The 274-nt window shown below is 63.1% G+C and carries 1 protein-coding gene; it reads right to left on the bottom strand.

The features are described from left to right. The coding region (locus SB660_RS20420; RefSeq protein WP_410584149.1) for a hypothetical protein at nt 1-274 on the bottom strand (274 nt) is incomplete at both ends.

The following is a 274-nucleotide window of genomic DNA, read 5'->3' as shown; positions in this document are numbered from 1 at the left end:
CCTCTGCGGCGCGATCCAGCGAAAGGTCATGGCGATGCATCCACTCGACCACCCGCTGGTGTGAGCAGCCACCGGCCTGTTCGATGGCAAGAGCACGCAGGTTGTCACTGGCCAACGTGAGGTTGTCATCGCCCGCGAAGACGACACCGCGCTGCCATTCGTCCAGCTCGACGGCCTTGAATACCGATCGCCTGGCCAGGCGGGCAAGCGTCGGATGCCTGGCGATCTCGTCGGTGAGATCGACCGTACATGCCAGACCATCGGCAAATCGAAG

The organism is Bacillus sp. SIMBA_005 (assembly GCF_046535585.1).
GTDB classification, from domain to species: domain Bacteria; phylum Bacillota; class Bacilli; order Bacillales; family Bacillaceae; genus Bacillus; species Bacillus pumilus.
Note: the sequence above shows the minus strand (reverse complement) of the source record. Positions and strands in the feature narration are given on the sequence as shown.